14 protein-coding genes are annotated in these 17,836 nt (G+C 61.8%); 7 read left to right on the top strand and 7 right to left on the bottom strand.

All coding sequences use genetic code 11. From position 1 onward, the window contains the following. Positions 1-217: 217 nt before the first annotated feature. A complete protein-coding gene (locus tag HZ99_RS08230; RefSeq protein ID WP_038442288.1) occupies positions 218-1,408 on the top strand; it encodes a benzoate/H(+) symporter BenE family transporter in 1,191 nt (396 codons plus the stop codon). A 51-nt stretch (positions 1,409-1,459) separates the two neighbouring features. Here the strand turns inward: HZ99_RS08230 and HZ99_RS08235 are convergent, their stop codons facing one another. Further along, a complete protein-coding gene (locus HZ99_RS08235; RefSeq protein ID WP_038442289.1) occupies positions 1,460-1,804 on the bottom strand; it encodes a YggL family protein in 345 nt (114 codons plus the stop codon). A gap of 236 nt (positions 1,805-2,040) precedes the next feature. Between HZ99_RS08235 and dacB the strand changes: the two genes are divergently transcribed. Then, complete coding sequence (dacB, locus tag HZ99_RS08240) at positions 2,041-3,501, top strand: D-alanyl-D-alanine carboxypeptidase/D-alanyl-D-alanine-endopeptidase (protein WP_038442291.1); 1,461 nt, start codon at positions 2,041-2,043, stop codon at positions 3,499-3,501. 81 nt (positions 3,502-3,582) lie between these two features. Here the strand turns inward: dacB and HZ99_RS08245 are convergent, their stop codons facing one another. Then, positions 3,583-5,982, bottom strand: a complete 2,400-nt coding sequence (locus HZ99_RS08245) for a GGDEF domain-containing protein (RefSeq protein ID WP_038442292.1) — start codon at positions 5,980-5,982, stop codon at positions 3,583-3,585. Positions 5,983-6,117: 135 nt separating this feature from the next. After that, complete coding sequence (gene rlmKL, locus HZ99_RS08250) at positions 6,118-8,388, bottom strand: bifunctional 23S rRNA (guanine(2069)-N(7))-methyltransferase RlmK/23S rRNA (guanine(2445)-N(2))-methyltransferase RlmL (protein ID WP_038442293.1); 2,271 nt, start codon at positions 8,386-8,388, stop codon at positions 6,118-6,120. Between the two features lie 533 nt (positions 8,389-8,921). Between rlmKL and rmf the strand changes: the two genes are divergently transcribed. Beyond that, positions 8,922-9,137, top strand: a complete 216-nt coding sequence (gene rmf / locus HZ99_RS27690; RefSeq protein ID WP_002553055.1) for a ribosome modulation factor — start codon at positions 8,922-8,924, stop codon at positions 9,135-9,137. 154 nt (positions 9,138-9,291) lie between these two features. Here the strand turns inward: rmf and HZ99_RS08255 are convergent, their stop codons facing one another. The 4 genes from HZ99_RS08255 to HZ99_RS08270 form a co-directional block, all read right to left on the bottom strand. Beyond that, the gene (locus tag HZ99_RS08255; RefSeq protein ID WP_038442295.1) at positions 9,292-10,317 is read right to left on the bottom strand and encodes a quinone-dependent dihydroorotate dehydrogenase; all 1,026 of its coding nucleotides are present in this window, start codon (positions 10,315-10,317) and stop codon (positions 9,292-9,294) included. 90 nt (positions 10,318-10,407) lie between these two features. Beyond that, the gene (locus HZ99_RS08260) at positions 10,408-10,872 is read right to left on the bottom strand and encodes a transglycosylase SLT domain-containing protein (RefSeq protein WP_038442296.1); all 465 of its coding nucleotides are present in this window, start codon (positions 10,870-10,872) and stop codon (positions 10,408-10,410) included. After that, positions 10,869-11,276 carry a winged helix-turn-helix domain-containing protein gene (locus HZ99_RS08265; protein WP_080727689.1) on the bottom strand — a complete coding sequence of 136 codons (408 nt, stop codon included), beginning with the start codon at positions 11,274-11,276 and terminating at the stop codon, positions 10,869-10,871. Before HZ99_RS08265 ends, HZ99_RS08260 begins: the two co-directional genes overlap by 4 nt. 161 nt (positions 11,277-11,437) lie before the next feature. Next, on the bottom strand, positions 11,438-12,337 hold the full coding sequence (locus HZ99_RS08270) for a secretin N-terminal domain-containing protein (protein ID WP_051903125.1): 900 nt from the start codon (positions 12,335-12,337) through the stop codon (positions 11,438-11,440). Positions 12,338-12,571: 234 nt separating this feature from the next. Here HZ99_RS08270 and HZ99_RS08275 point away from each other — a divergent pair, with 234 nt between their 5' ends. From HZ99_RS08275 to HZ99_RS08290, 4 genes are all read left to right on the top strand, one after another. Further along, complete coding sequence (locus HZ99_RS08275) at positions 12,572-13,798, top strand: CmpA/NrtA family ABC transporter substrate-binding protein (protein WP_038442297.1); 1,227 nt, start codon at positions 12,572-12,574, stop codon at positions 13,796-13,798. A 13-nt stretch (positions 13,799-13,811) separates the two neighbouring features. After that, positions 13,812-14,387 (top strand): ANTAR domain-containing response regulator, encoded by a 576-nt coding sequence (locus tag HZ99_RS08280; protein WP_038442299.1) that lies wholly within the window; start codon positions 13,812-13,814, stop codon positions 14,385-14,387. 312 nt (positions 14,388-14,699) lie between these two features. Continuing rightward, a complete protein-coding gene (locus HZ99_RS08285; RefSeq protein WP_038442300.1) occupies positions 14,700-15,911 on the top strand; it encodes a nitrate/nitrite transporter in 1,212 nt (403 codons plus the stop codon). Then, positions 15,911-17,578 (top strand): bifunctional protein-serine/threonine kinase/phosphatase, encoded by a 1,668-nt coding sequence (locus tag HZ99_RS08290; protein WP_038442302.1) that lies wholly within the window; start codon positions 15,911-15,913, stop codon positions 17,576-17,578. The genes HZ99_RS08285 and HZ99_RS08290 overlap by 1 nt, the downstream gene beginning before the upstream one ends. Positions 17,579-17,836 lie beyond the last annotated feature (258 nt).

The following is a 17,836-nucleotide window of genomic DNA, read 5'->3' on the forward strand; positions in this document are numbered from 1 at the left end:
GTGGCCGGCTGTATTGCAACAGTCAGTTACGTTTGAGTTTAGGCTTGATTCCACGATTTCCCCACCCATCAATGCCGCCCCGATGCCACCTGTAGAAGCGAGCGTGCTCGCGAAGAACCTGAGAGCGCTGCGTTCCTTCAGAATGCCCGCGCCATCGTTGACGATCTTCGCCAGCAAGCCGGCTCCTGCAAGGTGCCGGGGACAAGGAAGACTTTTTATGAGCGACGCGACCCAGGCGCCCCTGCGCCCATTGGCCGACACTTCGCCTTCGGCCATCGTGGCCGGCTTTATCGCCATGATGACCGGCTACACCAGCTCCCTGGTACTGATGTTCCAGGCCGGCCAATCCGCCGGTTTGACCACGGCGCAGATTTCCTCGTGGATCTGGGCGATCTCCATCGGCATGGCGGTGTGCAGCATCGGCCTGTCCCTGCGCTACCGCACCCCTATCACCATCGCTTGGTCGACCCCCGGCGCGGCGCTGTTGATTACCAGCCTGGGTGGGGTCAGCTATGGCGAGGCCATCGGTGCCTACATCACCTGCGCGGTGTTGGTCACGCTCTGCGGCCTCACCGGCAGTTTTGAAAAGCTGGTCAGGAAGATTCCCGCCTCGCTGGCAGCGGCGTTGCTGGCCGGGATCCTGTTCAAGATCGGCAGCGAGATTTTCGTCGCCGCGCAGCACCGCACGGCCCTGGTCCTGGGTATGTTTTTTACCTACCTGATTATCAAGCGCCTGTCGCCCCGGTATGCCGTGCTGGCGGCACTGCTGATCGGCACCGCCTTGTCCGGGCTGATGGGGCTCCTGGACTTCAGCGGGTTCAGTCTTGAAGTGGCAACACCGGTGTGGACCACACCGCACTTTTCCCTGGCCGCGACCATCAGCATCGGTATTCCGCTGTTCGTGGTGGCGATGACCTCACAGAACATGCCGGGGGTCGCGGTGTTGCGTGCCGATGGCTACAACGTGCCCGCTTCGCCGCTGATCACCGCCACCGGCCTGGCCTCCCTGGTGCTGGCGCCGTTCGGTTCCCACGGCATCAACCTGGCCGCCATCAGCGCGGCCATCTGCACCGGGCCCCACGCCCATGAAGATCGCAACAAACGCTACACCGCCGCGGTGTGGTGCGGGATTTTCTACGGCATCGCCGGGGTATTCGGGGCCACGCTGGCGGCCTTGTTTGCCGCCTTGCCCAAGGAACTGGTGCTGTCGATCGCGGCCTTGGCGTTGTTTGGCTCGATCATCAATGGCCTGAGCATTGCCATGAATGAGCCCAAGGAACGGGAAGCTGCGCTGATCACCTTCATGGTCACGGCGTCGGGGTTGACGCTGTTCTCCATCGGTTCGGCATTCTGGGGAATTGTCGCGGGGGTGTTGACGCTGGTGATTCTGAACTGGCGCAAGGCCTGATAATTACCCTGAAACAAAAAAGCGACCCGGGCGGGTCGCTTTTTCATGACATCAGACCGCCGGGTTGACCGGCGTCTCTGGATGCCAAGCGTCCAGCAGTTCGCTGACTTCAACGCGGGTCAGCTCTGGGCGAGCCTTGAGCCACGCTTCAACAGCGGCACGCTGTTCTTCGTTGACCGAACCACGGGTGGCTTTGCAGACCAGACCGAAGTCGTCGCCGCCCACGTAGTCCAGGCCATTGCCATCCATCGCTTCGGTCAGGAAGGCGTCGAGGAAAGCGTCAACCGCTTCGTCGTCCAAACCTTCTTTGAAATCCAGGTTCAGTTCGAAACCCAGCTCTTGAAATTCATCAACGCACAGTTTTTTGCGCAGACGCCGGGAACGGTTAGTCGCCATTGGAACAATCCTCTTAAGTATTAACGGCCGGCACTCTACCAGTTTAAGGCGCCAATTGCCCGGCAATCCAAGACGGGTGGCACGAGAGCGCGAAAAAATCCATCATTTGCAGCTATCGTTGAGGCACAACTGGCCCTACCTTGGGGCATAATGCCGACACTTTCATGACCACTGGGGGATTTTCTTACATAGCCCCCGCCATATTCACCCTCCTCTGCAGTAGGGTCTTACTTCTTATGATCAAATCCTTGCGCCCATTGTTGCTCGCCAGTTTCCTTTTGCCCCTGGCCCTCTCTGTCAACGCCGCACCGATCAATACCACCTTGCCACCTAAAGTCCAGGAAGCCCTGCAGAAAGCCAAGCTGCAGAACAATGCGCTGTCCCTGGTGATGATTCCGCTCAATGGCCCCGGCACCGCCACGGTGTTCAACGCCGACGTCTCGGTCAACCCGGCATCGACCATGAAGCTGGTCACCACCTACGCCGCCCTGGAAATGCTCGGCCCCAATCATCAGTGGAAAACCGAGTTCTACACCGACGGCACCCTCAGCGGTGGCGTCCTGCGGGGCAACCTGTACCTCAAGGGCGGCGGCGACCCCAAGCTGAACATGGAGAAACTCTGGCTGCTGATGCGCGACCTGCGCGCCAATGGCGTACAGCAAGTCACCGGCGACCTGGTACTGGACCGAGGCTTCTTTATCCAGCCGCAATTGCCGGAGTTCAACGACGACGGCAACGATGCCAACAAACCGTTCCTGGTCAAGCCGGACGCCCTGCTGGTCAACCTCAAGGCCCTGCGTTTCGTGACCCGCAATGATTCAGGAAGGGTGTTGGTTTCAGTGGAACCGCCGATTGCCAGCATCCAGATCGACAATCAGGTCAAGGCCACCAACGCCAAGCAGTGTACCGGCGACGTGCGCTACAACCCGGTCACCGCCGCCGATGGCAGTGTCACCGTAACCGTCAGCGGCCAGTTGGGCGATGGCTGCAGCTCGCAGACGTATCTGTCGCTACTCGACCATGCCACCTACACCGCCGGTGCCGTGCGGGCGATCTGGAAAGAGTTGGGCGGCACTATCCAGGGCCGTGACGTGCTGGCCCCTGTGCCGAAAACCGCCAAGGTCCTGGCCCGGGCGTTCTCACCGGATCTGGCGGAGATCATCCGCGACATCAATAAATACAGTAACAACACCATGGCCCAGCAACTGTTCCTCAGCCTCGGCGCGCAGTACCGCACCGATGCCGACGGCGACGACGCCAAGGCTGCACAGCGCGTGGTCCGTCAATGGCTGGCGAAAAAGGGCATCACCGCGCCGCACCTGGTGATGGAAAACGGTTCCGGCCTGTCCCGTGCCGAACGGGTCAGCGCCCGGGAAATGGCGACCATGTTGCAAGCCGCCTGGAGAAGCCCGTACGCGGCAGAGTTCATCAGTTCGATGCCGATTGCCGGCAGTGACGGCACCATGCGCAAGCGCCTGAAAACCACGGCCCTGCGCGGTGAGGCACACGTCAAGACCGGGACACTGAACACGGTGCGCGCCATTGCCGGGTTCAGTCGCGACAACAACGGCAACACGTGGGCAGTGGTGGCGATTCTCAACGATCCGAAGCCTTGGGGCGCGTCCTCGGTGCTGGACCAGGTGCTGCTGGACCTGTATCGCCAACCGAAACTGGCCGCTGTCGCACCGGGTCTATAGAGCGGTTGGCTTACCAAGCGTTTGAAAACGCTGCGGACTAAATCTGGGAGCAGGCTTGCTCCCACATTAGGCATGCAGTGCTCAGGCAGGCAAGCGCTGCACCTCAACCCGGTCCCGTCCCGCCTGTTTGGCCGCATACACCGCCGAATCCGCGCGCAGCAGCAAGCCATCCACGCCCTCATCGACCCGCCAACCGGCCACGCCGAAACTCGCGGTCACCGTGCCAACGCCCTCCATCGGCGTGCTGCGCAGCACCTCCCACAATTCGACGGCCAGGCTGTAGGCCTGAACGCCATCGGTGTTGGGACACAGCACCATGAACTCCTCGCCGCCCAAACGACAGAACACATCGCTGCGGCGTAAACGCTGGCGGATCCGCCGACACAGCTCCTGCAATACCCCATCCCCGGCCGCGTGCCCGTGCTGGTCATTGATGCGCTTGAAGTGATCGATATCCAGCATGATCACCGCCAGTGCGCCCGACGTGCGCCGAACCCGGCTCATCTCGGCCTTCAGCCGATCCTGGAAATAGCGGCGATTATGGATACCCGTCAACGAGTCGGTGATGGACAGCGCCCGCAGCTCTTCCTCCACCCGCTTGAGATCGGAGATATCCGACACATAGCCATGCCATAGCGTACCGCCGCCAGGTAACTCTTCCGGCGTCGCCTCGCCGCGGATCCAACGCAGGCCCCGGCCTGGCAGTTGGACCCGATACTCCTCGCGCCAATGGCTCAGCTGCAGTGCTGACAGGCGAATGGAGGCACGGATGCGCTCCGCGTCCTGGGGATGAATGCGCTCGAAAACCTGTTTGGCATCCTGTTGCAGCAAACCCGGATCGATTTCGTAGATATCCCGGATGCCGTCGCTGGCGTAGATAAACCGCCAGTTGTCATTGGGCTCCAGGGTGAACTGGAAAATTCCGCCCGGCACATGGGCGCTGAGCTTTTTCAGCAAGCGATCCCGCGCCGCCAGGGCCTCATAGGCGCGCTTCTGTTCGGTGACATCCAGGCAGATCGCCAGGTGCCCGATCCAGAGGCCATGGTCATCCAACAATGCCGTCGCCAGCATGTTGACGGTCAGTTGGCTGCCATCCTGGCGCACCAACGTCCACTCCCGGGCCTGATGGAGGCTGTCGGCTCCCTCCACCAGCATCGCCTGGCCGGGCATGATCCGTTTGCCAAGTGTGTGACTCAACTGCATGGCACGGGCTTCCAGCTCCGGCGCCAAGTGCAGGCTTTCGAGGGTCATGTGACCGAGCGCCTGACTGGCCGGATAACCCAGCATCTGCTCCGCGCCGGCATTGAACGTGTTGATCACGCCACGCAAGTCGGTGGCAATGATTGCCACCTGTGTCGCGGCGTTCAGCACGCTGCGCAACTGGCCATGGGCCCCGCGCAACTCATACTCACGCTGGTGCAATTGCCCCGTGCGTTGCTGTACCAGCCTCACCGCCCGCTGACGCTGGCTGACCAGTACGTAGAGCAAGGCACTGAGCAACACGCTGAGCAAACAGCCCATGGTCAGGATACTGGTGACCGAGGAATGATTGGCCTGGGCGAATACCTGGCTGGGGCGCAGCTTCAGGGCGTAGACATGATCGCCCAGGGTCAACCGGCGCATCGCCTCCAGGCTGCTATCGCCCACGGCATTGTCCGATTCATACAACACCCGCTGTTGCGTATCGGAGGTGTCGACAATCTGCATCACCAGGTTGTCCCGTGAGGGCTTGGGCAAACCGTCGGCCACCAGTTGGCGCATGCTGATCACCGCCATGATGTAACCGTAGGGTTCGTTGTAGGACATTTGTGCGGTGCGCGGTCGAGTGACGGGTGCAACCAGCAGCACCCCCATGGCATACGCCGGCTCCACCCCTACCAGCGACATGGGTTGGGACACCGCAATGGTCCCGGAGCGGTACGCCCGCTCTATCGTCGAACGGCGCAGTGGCTGGGCCAGCAGGTCAAACCCCAAGGGCGAGCCGAGCAGGCTTTGGGTCTGGCTGTACAACACCGGCACGTACTCGTCACGCTCGCCCGCTGGCACCAGGGTCCCGCTTTCGTTCAGCTCGCGAATGGAGAATGCCGTGCCACGCTGCAGTGACACCTGGCGCTCGAAAGCCTGGCGCTGATCGCGAAAAACACGGGGTGCCCAAGCGTAGGCACGCGTGCGTGACAACAGCGGCTGGGCGAACCCATCGAACTCTTCGCGGGAAACAGCATGGGAGTTGACGAAGAAGCGGCGCAGGCTGCCCAGGCGCTGTTCCTGGTCTTCAAAGCGCTCTTCCAGGCGGCTGTAGCGCTCATTGACCAGCAACTGGAAACGCTGGCGAACCTGCTGCTGATAGACATCGGCCGTGGCCAGCGCCAGCACGGCGGTGAGCGCCACACCCACCAGCAATACCACCAATGCCACCAGCCAAGCCGACGCCTGTTCGCTGATAAATCCCAGTATTTTCGGGCGGACGGCTTGCAACGGCATAGGCAAAACTCGGAACACCAGCGTGCAGGGACGCCACTTTGGTTAGGAGATTAGTTATAGCCATCAGGTCTACGTTTGACCAGCGCAAAAAAGCCGCGAGCCCGGAAAAATCCAGGCTCGCGGCTTCAAGGTCGATCAGCGTGCGGTAATTTTCCAGGCCCGATGGATTTTCGGGTTACGGGCAAAATCCGGATCGATGGTTTTATCGCTGATTTCCTCGACGCCATAGCGCTCGCCCAGGTTGTCTTCCAACTGGAACTTGCGGAAGTTGTTGGAAAAATACAGCACCCCACCCGGTGCCAGGCGGGCCATGGCCAGGTCGAGCAACTGCACGTGATCACGCTGGACGTCGAACACGCCTTCCATACGCTTGGAGTTGGAGAAGGTCGGCGGGTCGATGAAGATCAGGTCGAATTCATCACGACTGGCTTCCAACCAAGCCATCACATCCCCCTGCTCCAGGCGGTTTTTGTCGGAGAAGCCATTGAGGGACAGGTTGCGGCGCGCCCAGTCCAGGTAGGTCTTCGACAAATCGACACTGGTGGTACTGCGCGCACCGCCCTTGGCCGCGTGCACGCTGGCGGTAGCGGTATAGCAATACAGATTGAGGAAGCGCTTGCCGGCGGCTTCTTTCTGGATGCGCATGCGCATCGGGCGGTGGTCGAGGAACAGGCCGGTGTCCAGATAGTCGGTCAGGTTGACCAGCAGCTTCACCCCGCCTTCGCTGACTTCAGTAAACTTGCCCTGGGCGCTCTGGCGCTCGTACTGCTTGGTGCCGCTCTGGCGCTCGCGGCGCTTGACCACTACGCGGCTCTTGTCGATGTTCAACGCCTGGGGAATCGCGGCCAGGGCGTCGAACATACGCGCCGAGGCTTTTTCCGGGTCGATGGACTTGGGCGCCACGTATTCCTGGACATGGACCCAGTCGTGGTACAGATCGATGGCCATGGAGTACTCCGGCATATCGGCGTCGTACACACGGTAGCAATCCACACCCTCGCGCTTGGCCCACTTGCCCAGCAGCTTGAGATTCTTTTGCAGGCGGTTGGCGAACATCTGCCCGCCTTCGCTCAAGCGCGCCTGCTCGACCACTGGGGCCGGTGCCGGCGCGGGCTTGATCGGGTTGCCGTTCTTGTTGTACTGACGCTCTTGCGGCTCGGTCGGGGCCTGGTCGTAAGCGGCTTGCTCACGTTCGGCCTGACGCTGTTCCGGGGTACGGCGCTCACCGGTGACGAACTGATCGGGGTTGACCTTGATCAGCAGCAGCTTGCACGGCAAGGCGCCGTTCCAGAACGAATATTGCTTGTGGCTGCGGATGCCCATGCGCTTGCCCAGGTCCGGGGCGCCGGTGAACACCGCGGCCTCCCAGCCCATGCATGCCTGGCGCAGGCGCTCACCGAGGTTCTGGTAGAGGTACAACAGGCTGGCTTCATCGCCCAGGCGCTCGCCGTACGGCGGGTTACAGATCACCAAGCCTTTCTGGTTCTGGTCCGGGCGCGGCTCGAAGGTGCCGACTTCGCCCTGGTAGATCTTGATCCAGTGGCTCAGGCCGGCACGCTCGATGTTGTTGCGCGCGGGCTGGATCAGACGCGGGTCCGCTTCGTAGCCACGGATCCACAGTGGCGGCTTGTTCATGCCGATGGCCGCACGCTCGCTGGCCTCGGCATGGAGTTTTTTCCACAAGGCCGGCACGTGGCCGAGCCAGGCAGTAAAGCCCCACTGCTCGCGGTTGAGGTTGGGAGCCATGTCGGCAGCGATCATCGCGCCTTCCACGAGGAAGGTGCCGACGCCGCACATCGGGTCAGTCAGCGCGCCGTTTTCTGCGGCAATGCGCGGCCAGCCGGCCCGAATCAGAATCGCCGCTGCCAGGTTTTCCTTCAACGGTGCTGCCCCCTGCTGGAGGCGATAACCGCGCTGGTGCAGGCTGTGGCCGGACAGGTCGAGGGAGAGGATCGCTTCGCCACGGTCCAGGCGCAGGTGAATGCGCAGGTCCGGGTTGATCTTGTCGATGGACGGGCGTTCGCCGGTCGGGGTGCGCAGCTTGTCGACGATGGCATCCTTGACCTTCAGGGCGCCGAAGTGAGTGTTGTCGATACCCGAGCCATGGCCGCTGAATTCCACCGCGAGGGTGCCATCAGGGACCATGTGGTCTTGCCATTCGATATCCAGCACGCCGTGGTACAGGTCTTCGGCATCCTTCATCGGGAAGCGCTTGAGCACCAGCAGCACACGGTTGGCCAGGCGCGACCAGAGACACAGGCGATAGGCGGTCTCCATGTCGGCCATGCCGCGCACGGCCGAGGTGTGCTCGCGCGCGTCTTCAAGGCCAAGCCCGACGGCTTCCTCGATCAGCAGGCCTTCAAGGCCCTTGGGGCAGGTGAGGAAGAGTTCGTAACGGTCCGACATGGGCATTCCAGGCTTTTCAGCAATAAGTGAACGGGCGACGCATCGCGCGTTCGGTTTTCAATCAAGCGCTTTTCTTGAAGAACGCTCGCGTGGCACGAATGTGTGCCGTTCCACCCCGATGTCCAGGCCTGCAGGCCTTGATTGCCAGGGCAGATAGATAATTGGTGCAACAAAAAGAAATATTCCGACCCTTCGTCGAATAATAACCGACGGCCAGCGGCGGGTATTCTCACTAAAGGATTAAACCCATCCTCTATGCAGGGCACATCATAGCTGGCTTTGCCCAACAAATGGGGCGAAAAGCCACACCAGCTTATGGCTATAGCATCATTATCGTTACGTGCTTATGACAAAACGATCATTGAATCCATGTGACCTATTGGTTAGAACTCAACACAGGTCAGCGCCGCAACGACGCCGACACCTAGGCTCGCCACGCCGGCAGCGAGCCACACCAACGGCAGAAAAACTCTGCCCGGCCTCGGACGAGGTCGAAGGATATCAAGACAGTCAACAAGTGAGGGAAACACCCTATGAGAAGACTTAAGCGTGATCCGTTGGAAAGAGCATTTTTACGCGGATATCAGTATGGCGTTCATGGCAAATCCCGTGAGCTTTGCCCATTTACTCTACCGTCGGTGCGCCAAGCCTGGATTAACGGCTGGCGCGAAGGACGCGGCGACAATTGGGACGGTATGACCGGCACTGCGGGGATCCACAGACTCAACGAACTTCACGCCGTCGGCTAATCAGGGCACTTAATTCCGACAACCACCTTGAAGAATGCAACGACTTAACCACGCACGCCCCATCCGGGCGGCGGGCTTCGGCCCAGGGGCTCCTTCGAGGAGCCCTTTTTTATGGGGAACTGTAGGAGCCGGCAAGCGGGCTCCTATAAAGGCATCAGGGTTTTGGCAAGGCCGCGATGGCGTCCACCGATTGGCGAATCAACGCCGGCCCCTTGTAGATAAACCCGGAATACAACTGCACCAGGCTGGCACCTGCGGCGATTTTCTCGGCGGCGTGCTTGCCCTCGGTAATCCCGCCCACGGCAATGATCGGTAAACGCCCGGCCAGCTCGGCAGCCAGCACCTTGACGATATGGGTGCTCTGGTCGCGCACCGGCGCACCGGAAAGCCCACCCGCTTCGTCGCCATGGGCCAGGCCTTCAACGCCTGCACGGCTGAGGGTGGTGTTGGTGGCAATCACCGCGTCCATCCCCGAATCCACCAGGGCCTGGGCTACCAGCACGGTTTCTTCGTCGTTCATGTCCGGGGCGATCTTGATGGCCAACGGCACGCGCTTGCCATGGCGTACCGCCAGGTCTTCCTGGCGCTGGCGCAGGGCTTCGAGCAGTTGCTTGAGGGAGTCGCCAAACTGCAGGCTGCGCAGGCCCGGGGTGTTGGGCGAACTGACGTTGACTGTCACATAGCTGGCGTGAGCGTAGACCTTGTCCAGGCAGATCAGGTAGTCATCCACCGCACGCTCCACCGGGGTATCGAAGTTCTTGCCGATATTGATGCCGAGGATGCCCTTGTACTTGGCGGCTTGCACTCGCGACAGCAGATGATCGACCCCCTGGTTGTTGAAGCCCATGCGGTTGATGATCGCCTCGGCTTCCGGCAAGCGGAAAATACGTGGCTTGGGGTTGCCCGGCTGCGGGCGTGGCGTGACGGTACCGATCTCGACAAAACCGAACCCCAACTGGGCAAAACCGTCGATGGCCGCGCCGTTCTTGTCCAGGCCAGCCGCCAGGCCGACCGGGTTGGGGAAATCAAGCCCCATGACCGAGACCGGCATCTTCGCCGGCGCCTTGCACACCAGGCCATTGAGCCCCAGGCGGCCACCCGCGCCGATCAGGTCCAGGGACAGATCATGGGAAGTTTCCGGGGAGAGTTTGAACAACAGCTGGCGGGCCAGGGTATACATGGGCGGGCTTGACTCGGATGGCGGCGAAAGGTGGCGGCGATTATAGCCGGGGTGACGGGTCCGTGCGAGGCATGGCACACCGTCGGTCGATCATCCATTGCGATGGGCCATCAACTCCTCGTAGCGGGCCCAGATCTTCTGCGCATAACGCAGGCGCAGCGCCTCGCGCTCGGCCCCAGCCCCGGGGCCGGCGTTATAGGCGCCCACAGCGGTCCAGTTGTAGCCAAACTGCTTGATGAAGTCGGCAAGGATCGATGCCCCCACCTCTACCGACAGGCACGGCTCATCCAACAGCCGCTGCTCGGTAATGCCCTGCTTAAGCAGGCGCGGCAAATGAATGCTGTTGATTTGCATCAGGCCGATGTCACGGCTGCCATTGTTATTGCTGTAATTCATGGCTTCGGCGCGGTAGCCGGACTCCACGGCAGCAATCGCCTGCAACAGTTCCGGCTCGATATCGTATTGGCGAGCGGCCTCGGCCCAGCAGTAAGCCCGAACCTCAGCCACCCCACCCAGGCTGAGCAACAGCAGTACCAACCGGCAGGCGTGCTTCATACCCACTCACCGCACCATCCACAGGCCGGACAAGCGCGGGGTTCTGCGCCCATCGCCCGCACCGTGCCAGGCTGTTCGACCACCCGCACCCAGCCATTGAAGCGGTAGCCGCGACCATATACCGTCGCGATCAACGCCCGATCACCCTCCAATTGCTTGCGCAACGAGTAGATGCAGCGGGTCAGGGACTCTTCGGCAACGTCGATATCGGGCCAGACCTGCTCCAGCAGCCAGTCCTTGGTAACGAGCATGCCGGGGGAGGCCAGCAGCAGGCGCAACACATGACACTCCTTGGGCGCCAATTGAATATCACGCCCTTCGGTGGTCAACCTGCCATCCCTCTGCAACGTCCAATGCCCAAAGACGAGGGACGCCGCCATCAGGGCCTCAACTGCAACAATCATTCAAACCCCTGTACCTGTCTGCGGAGGTATCGCACCGCCTGGGAGATGTCGCGACTATAAAAACCCGCCGCCAATTTCACGTTAGGAAAAAGCCCTCTGCATCGAAATATTCCGGGAGTGTTGTGTAGGAACTTTCAAAGCCTGCTCCCCAGAGCCCGGCTTTATTGCTCGGCGGCCCGTGTAAATGCGCGCCGTACATGTTCGTACTGATCGGCGCTCAGGGGCGTCGAAGCGATGTGCCCTTCAAACTCATGCCCGTCTGCAGAAACCTCCTCGGGACGCGGGGGTACATCCAGTTCAGCCACCAGTTTTTTGATTAACCTCAACTGCTGCTCGCTGCCCTTGATCAACAGGCTGTTGACCTGCGGGTAGGCAATCACCGCAGCGCCAGCACCGGCCTTGCGCCCCAGCTCGGCGAGCTGTTTCTCGATGAGCGTGGCAATACCGGGCACGGTGACGGTCTGCGAGCCCATGTCGTAACGGCGGTCCGCGACATCGGCATTGTTCACCTGGATCACATCCACCTTGGGCAAATCCTCGCGGTGCACCGGACGCGGGCGATCCATCAACTGGGCCAGACGCAAGACGTGATCAACGTAATTGGCCGGCCCGGACACATAAAACAATCGCGGCCCGGCCTTGCGAATGGGATAGCGTGCCTCGTCGAGCCCCGAGCGCCGCATGGCATCGCGCAACCGATCGACCGTCATGTGCCGCAGCATCACCCCGGAACTCTTGGCCTCGCTGGCGTCGTACAGATGCAGCACCTGGCCGTCGCTGTACCAGATCAACTCATGCTGCAACGCCACGGCCTCCAGGACCGCTTGCGCCTCGGCAAAATCAAATTGCCCGGTAATACGCTTGCCCGCCGCCTGCTTGCTGACCACGATGGGCTGGCCGAGGGGCACTGCAAGCCGGCTGAAGAAGCCCACCAGGCTTTCGTCCCACACCCAATAGGACTCACCCATCGCAGGCTGGACATTGAGCATCAACAACCAGGCCAGCAGCCCGCGCTGCAAAAAGCCATGAACGGTCGCGGCGATAAATCGATCAAGGAGCACGCCGGGTTTCCTGAGCGGTGTTACATGAAGGGGCGCCATAGTGAAAGCCTCCTCACGGCGTAATCTTGATGAAAACCTGACCCCGCACACCGTGGCATGTGCCTTGCTTTAACTTGCCTATCGCAGCCCGCACCAACGTCGGAACGGGCTCACGGACAAAGGCGTCGTTACCTGCCGGGGCTTGCATGCCATCCTGCATAACGACGCCTTTTTTCATACAAAAGGTAGGTGTGGATGAATGATCAGGTCGGCAACAGCCAGGCAAGTAACCCCCTGGCCTGGGTCAACGGCAGCGATGCCCCGGAAAAGAGCAGCCTCGACCTGGGCTTCATGGCCCTGAGCGATTGCGCCTCGCTGGTGGTCGCAGCGACCCAGGGGTTCGCCCAACCGTACGGCCTGACATTGAACCTCAAGCGCCAATCGTCCTGGGCCGGCCTGCGGGACAAGTTGGTCAGCGGCGAACTGGATGCCGCCCACAGCCTGTATGGCCTGATCTATGCGGTACACCTGGGCATCGGTGGCGTCGCGCCGACCGACATGGCAGTGCTGATGGGCCTGAACCAGAACGGCCAAGGCATCAACCTCTCGCAGGGCCTGCAACAACAGGGCGTGACCAGTCCTGAGGCGCTGGAGCGCAAGGTGCACCAAAGCCGGACAAAACTCACCTTCGCCCAGACGTTTCCTACCGGAACCCACGCCATGTGGCTGTATTACTGGCTGGCCAGCCAGGGCATTCATCCACTACGGGATGTCGAGAGCGTGGTGGTCCCGCCGCCGCAAATGGTCGCGCACCTGCAGGCCGGGCGGATCGATGGCCTGTGCGTCGGTGAACCCTGGTGTGCCAGCGCGGTGCAGCAGAGCCAGGGCTTTACCCTTGCCACCAGCCAGACGATCTGGCCGGACCACCCGGAAAAAGTCCTGGGCTGTACCCAGGCGTTTGTCGAGCAATACCCCAACACCGCCCGCGTGCTGGTGATGGCGGTCCTGGAGGCCAGCCGTTTTATCGACGACAGCATCGAGAACCGTCGCTCCACCGCGCAACTGCTCTGCGCCAGGGACTACCTGGACGCCCCGCTCGACTGCATCGAGCCACGACTGCTGGGTACCTATGACGACGGCCTGGGTAACCGCTGGCAAGACGTGCACGCCCTGCGCTTTCATGGTGGTGGCGAGGTCAACCTGCCATACCTGTCTGATGGCATGTGGTTCATGACCCAGTTCCGCCGCTGGGGCCTGCTGCGTGACGACCCCGATTACCACGCCGTTGCCCGTCAGGTGCAACAACTGGACCTCTATCGCCAGGCCGCGACAGCCGTGGGTGTGGCCGACCGGGGTCAGGAAATGCGCAGTTGCCAATTGATCGACGGCAAGGTCTGGGATGGCTCGGACCCGGCCGGCTACGCCCGCAGTTTCCGCCTGCACGCCCTGGCCGACGATGTCGTCCGCCACGCCTTGCGCTGACGGGAGGCCACCCATGTTGCGAATCCTGCTGATCAATGACACCCCGCGCAAAGTCGGGCGCCTCAAGAGTGCGCTGACCGAGGCCGGCTTTGAGGTCATCGACGAGTCCGGCCTGACCATCGACCTGCCAGCCCGCGTCGAAACGGTGCGCCCGGACGTGATTCTGATCGATACCGAGTCACCCGGCCGCGATGTGATGGAACAAGTGGTGCTGGTCAGCCGCGATCAGCCCCGGCCCATCGTGATGTTTACCGACGAACACGACCCCGGCGTGATGCGCCAGGCAATCAAGTCCGGGGTCAGTGCCTATATCGTCGAAGGCATCCAGGCCCAGCGCCTGCAACCGATCCTCGACGTCGCCATGGCGCGCTTCGAGAGCGACCAGGCCCTGCGCGCGCAACTGCTGGCCCGCGACCAGCAGTTGGCGGAGCGCAAGCGCATCGAGTTGGCCAAAGGCCTGTTGATGAAAATGAAAGACTGCAATGAGGAACAGGCCTACACCCTGATGCGCCGCCAGGCCATGAGCCGCCAGCAGAAGCTGATCCAGGTGGCGGAGCAGATTATTGCCATGAGTGAGTTATTAGGCTGATCCCACCACCTTCCCTGTAGGAGCTGGCTTGCCAGCGAAAATCTTCCACGATAACGCGCGGTACCCCGCTGCCCCGCGCCGCTCTCGGGTCCTTCGCCGGCAAGCCGGCGCCTACAGTTTCAACATTGGCGCAAGACTTGCTAACTGAACATCACAGGTAGCCAACGGCGGTTGCCCCTCCACGACAAAGACGTCGCACATCCGGTTTGCCCAGGCAGACCCGATGGCGGCGTTTTTTCGTTTGGGTGGGGCGGCCTTCCCTGGCCGTTCCATCACCAGGCCTTCTACAAGATCCCCAACCTGAGGTGCGTGATGAAATCAAGCTTCTGGAAATCCGGACACACCCCAACCTTGTTTGCCGCGTTCCTGTACTTCGACCTGAGCTTCATGGTCTGGTACCTATTGGGCCCGCTGGCCGTACAGATCGCCGCCGACCTGCAACTGACCACCCAGCAGCGCGGGCTGATGGTTGCCACGCCGATCCTGGCGGGAGCGATCCTGCGCTTTTTGATGGGCATGCTGGCGGACAAACTGTCGCCCAAGACCGCCGGCCTGATTGGCCAGGTGATCGTGATTGTGGCGCTGTTCTGTGCCTGGAAACTGGGGATCCACAGCTATGAACAGGCGCTGCTGCTGGGGCTGTTTCTCGGCATGGCCGGGGCGTCCTTTGCCGTCGCCCTGCCGCTGGCCTCCCAGTGGTACCCCGCCGAACACCAGGGCAAGGCCATGGGCATCGCCGGTGCCGGCAACTCCGGTACTGTGTTCGCCGCCCTGCTGGCACCGTTGATCGCCGCCGCATTTGGCTGGAACAACGTGTTCGGGTTTGCCCTGATCCCGCTGATCCTGACCCTGATCGTCTTCGCCTGGCTGGCGCGCAATGCGCCTGAGCGACCAAAAGCCAAATCCATGGCCGACTATTTCAAGGCCTTGGGAGACCGTGACAGTTGGTGGTTCATGTTCTTCTACAGTGTGACCTTCGGTGGCTTTATCGGCCTGGCCAGCGCCCTGCCCGGCTACTTCAACGACCAATATGGCTTGAGCCCGGTCACTGCCGGCTACTACACCGCTGCCTGCGTGTTCGGTGGCAGCCTGATGCGGCCTTTGGGCGGTGCCCTGGCTGATCGTTTTGGCGGGATCCGCACGTTGCTGGGTATGTACGGCGTCGCGGCGGTTTGCATCGCCGCAGTGGGTTTTAACCTACCCAGTTCCTACGCCGCACTGGCGCTGTTCGTCTGCACCATGCTCGGCCTGGGTGCCGGTAATGGCGCGGTGTTCCAACTGGTGCCTCAGCGCTTTCGTCGCGAGATTGGCGTGATGACCGGGCTGATCGGCATGGCCGGCGGTATCGGCGGTTTCGCCCTGGCGGCGGGCATGGGCGCAATCAAGCAAAGCACCGGCAGCTATCAGTTGGCACTGTGGCTGTTCGCCAGCCTGGGCGTGCTGGCGTGGTTCGGCCTGTATGGCGTGAAGCGTCGTTGGCGGACCACTTGGGGTTCAGCCGCTGTCACCGCAGCGCGGGTCTGATGGGCCTGCAACTGAGCGCGGCCCAGGCCAGTGCCATCGGGCCACGGGCAGAAAACCAGGACGCCCTGCGCCTGGTCACCCCGGCCCCGGAGCTGGCCGCCAGCAAAGGTTACCTGTGCGCAATTGCCGATGGCGTCAGCCAGTGCGCCGACGGCGGCCTGGCCGCACGTTCGACCTTGCAGGCCCTGGCCATGGACTACTACGCCACGCCGCAAACCTGGGGCGTGGCCCAGGCCCTGGACCGGTTGTTACTGGCACAGAACCGCTGGCTGCAGGCCAATGGCGGCGGCCAGCCGCTGTTGACCACCCTCAGCGCCCTGGTGTTTCGCGGCCAGCGCTTTACCCTGGCCCATGTCGGTGATTGCCGGGTGTATCGCTGGTTCGACGGCGAGTTGCAGCGCATCAGTCAAGAACATGTCTGGGAGCAGCCAGGCATGCAACACGTGCTCAAGCGCGCCCTGGGTCTGGATCAGCACCTGGTGGTGGATTTTCTCGACGGTGAACTGCGCCAGGGCGAATGTTTCCTGTTGCTCAGCGATGGTGTGTGGTCGTCCCTGGCCGATCACAGCATCCGCGCGATTCTGCGCGAACAGGCCGACCTGGAGTTGGCCGTCAATACACTGGTCAACGCCGCGCACCTGGCAGGTAGCCAGGACAATGCCAGCGCCCTGCTGGTGCGCATCGACCAGCTCGGCGCGGCGACCCTGGGCGATGCGCTGGTGCAGTTGCAGCAATGGCCATTGCCACCGCCGTTGAAGACCGGGCAGTCCTTTGAAGGCTGGCAGGTGGAAAAGGTGCTGGCGCAAAGTCGGCAGTCGTTGCTGTACCGGGTGAGCGATGCCCAGCAGCAACCCTGGCTACTGAAGACCCTGCCCCCTGGCCAGGATGATGACCACGACGCCGCCCAGGCCTTGCTCGCGGAGGAATGGTTTCTGCGCCGGGTGGCCGGGCGGGCCTTTCCTGAAGTCCATCCGGGCGGCGGGCGTCAGCATCTGTATTACGTGATGCGTGAATACAGCGGGCAGACCCTGGCCCAACTGTTCCAAGGGCAAGGCCCGTTGCCCCTGGCACAATGGCAGTCCATCGCCGAGCGTTTGCTGCGGGCGGTGGGCATGCTGCATCGCCGGCAAATCCTGCACCGCGATATCAAGCCGGAAAACCTGCTACTGGGGGATGACGGCGAACTGCGGGTGCTGGATTTTGGCCTGGCCTATTGCCCAGGGTTATCCGAAGACCGCGCTCACCTGTTGCCGGGCACCCCCAGTTTTATTGCGCCTGAAGCCTTTAGTGGCGATCGTCCGACTCCGCAGCAGGATTTGTACAGCGTCGGCGTGAGCCTGTATTTCCTGCTGACCGGGCACTATCCCTACGGTGAAATCGAAGCGTTCCAGCGGCCCCGGTTCAACACGCCTGTCAGCGCCAGCCGCTATCGGCCGGACCTGCCCGACTGGTTGCAGCAAAGCCTGGAACGTTCGGTCGCCGCACAACCGGAGCAACGCTATGAAACCGCTGAGGAATGGCTGCTGGTACTGGAACAGGCCGACCGCCGCGAACTGAGCGTGCGCCCCCGCCCGCTACTGGAGCGCGAGCCGCTGAAGGTCTGGCAAACCCTGGCATTGGTGTCGCTGCTGATCAATATGGTGCTGCTGTATCTGCTGTCCCTGTAACCCCCCTCTGCAGGAGCCGGCTTGCCGGCGAAAAAAGCCCAGTCACCACGTTAAGCCTGGTACCACGCGTTATCGTTGACGATCTTCGCCGGCAAGCCGGTTCCTACACAGATCGAGGGCGCGCCAGTTGTGGGCGCTACGCCTTTAAATGGTGCGCAAATACCTTGGGGCCTTCGCCAAACACTCAATAAAAACGCGGCGTGTGCGACTTGGCACAACCACTGCATTAGCTCCTGCAACACCCCACATACAGCCCTA

The organism is Pseudomonas fluorescens (assembly GCF_000730425.1).
Classification (GTDB): Bacteria; Pseudomonadota; Gammaproteobacteria; order Pseudomonadales; family Pseudomonadaceae; genus Aquipseudomonas; species Aquipseudomonas fluorescens_X.

Coding starts and splice junctions, on each gene's coding strand:
- HZ99_RS08230 (WP_038442288.1), top strand. CDS start 218: ATGAGCGACGCGACCCAGGCGCCCCTGCGCCCATTGGCCGACACTTCG.
- HZ99_RS08235 (WP_038442289.1), bottom strand. CDS start 1,804: ATGGCGACTAACCGTTCCCGGCGTCTGCGCAAAAAACTGTGCGTTGAT.
- dacB (WP_038442291.1), top strand. CDS start 2,041: ATGATCAAATCCTTGCGCCCATTGTTGCTCGCCAGTTTCCTTTTGCCC.
- HZ99_RS08245 (WP_038442292.1), bottom strand. CDS start 5,982: ATGCCGTTGCAAGCCGTCCGCCCGAAAATACTGGGATTTATCAGCGAA.
- rlmKL (WP_038442293.1), bottom strand. CDS start 8,388: ATGTCGGACCGTTACGAACTCTTCCTCACCTGCCCCAAGGGCCTTGAA.
- rmf (WP_002553055.1), top strand. CDS start 8,922: ATGAGAAGACTTAAGCGTGATCCGTTGGAAAGAGCATTTTTACGCGGA.
- HZ99_RS08255 (WP_038442295.1), bottom strand. CDS start 10,317: ATGTATACCCTGGCCCGCCAGCTGTTGTTCAAACTCTCCCCGGAAACT.
- HZ99_RS08260 (WP_038442296.1), bottom strand. CDS start 10,872: ATGAAGCACGCCTGCCGGTTGGTACTGCTGTTGCTCAGCCTGGGTGGG.
- HZ99_RS08265 (WP_080727689.1), bottom strand. CDS start 11,276: ATGATTGTTGCAGTTGAGGCCCTGATGGCGGCGTCCCTCGTCTTTGGG.
- HZ99_RS08275 (WP_038442297.1), top strand. CDS start 12,572: ATGAATGATCAGGTCGGCAACAGCCAGGCAAGTAACCCCCTGGCCTGG.
- HZ99_RS08280 (WP_038442299.1), top strand. CDS start 13,812: ATGTTGCGAATCCTGCTGATCAATGACACCCCGCGCAAAGTCGGGCGC.
- HZ99_RS08285 (WP_038442300.1), top strand. CDS start 14,700: ATGAAATCAAGCTTCTGGAAATCCGGACACACCCCAACCTTGTTTGCC.
- HZ99_RS08290 (WP_038442302.1), top strand. CDS start 15,911: ATGGGCCTGCAACTGAGCGCGGCCCAGGCCAGTGCCATCGGGCCACGG.